The sequence below is a fragment of the Nitrospira sp. genome (assembly GCA_005116745.1).
Lineage (GTDB): Bacteria > Nitrospirota > Nitrospiria > Nitrospirales > Nitrospiraceae > Nitrospira_D.
Genome location: SWDS01000031.1, coordinates 1 through 674 on the forward strand (window position 1 = coordinate 1; position 674 = coordinate 674).

2 protein-coding genes are annotated in these 674 nt (G+C 61.4%); both read left to right on the top strand.

All coding sequences use genetic code 11. The annotated features are described in order from the left end of the window. A partial coding sequence (locus E8D52_18655) for a helix-turn-helix domain-containing protein (GenBank protein TKB65091.1) occupies positions 1–226 on the top strand: 226 nt, incomplete at its 5' end. Beyond that, positions 217–674 (top strand): IS3 family transposase (locus E8D52_18660; protein ID TKB65092.1); only part of this gene is annotated, 458 nt, incomplete at its 3' end. The genes E8D52_18655 and E8D52_18660, both read left to right, overlap by 10 nt.

Genomic DNA, 674 nt, shown 5'->3' on the forward strand with positions numbered 1-674 from the left:
AGCGGTCAAGTCGGTGAACGAGATTGCCCAGGAATACGGGGTCCATCCAACTCAGGTCGGGCAGTGGAAGAAGGAACTGCACGAACAGGCGGCAGACCTCTTCGACGCCAAGCGTGGTCCGAAACCGGCTGACCCGTCGGCGAGTCCTGAGCGGCTCTACTCCGAGATCGGGCGGCTCAAGATGGAACTGGACTGGCTCAAAAAAAAGTCTGGGCTATGCCTGTAGCCGCACGGACAGGCTGGGTGAGCCCCCATGAACCACTGCCACTGACCCGGCAATGTGCACTGGCCGGGGTGACGCGGTCCACGCTCTATGCGCCACACCCAGTCGCCACACCAGACGAGCAGGAATTGACATTGCTGGGACTGATTGACGCGGAATACACCCGGCATCCATTTTACGGCAGCCGCAAGATCCGGCAGTACCTGCGCGGGGTCGGACACCCGATCAACCGCAAGCGGGTGCAACGACTGATGGGCATACTGGGCCTTGCGGGCATGGCCCCGGGGCCGAATACCAGTCGCCCACACCCGCAGCACACGGTGTATCCCTATTTGCTTCGAGGCGTGGTGGTGACACGGCCCAACCAGGTCTGGAGTACGGACATTACGTATATCCGCTTGGCGCGTGGATTTGTGTACCTGGTGGCCGTACTCGACTGGTATTCGCGTCG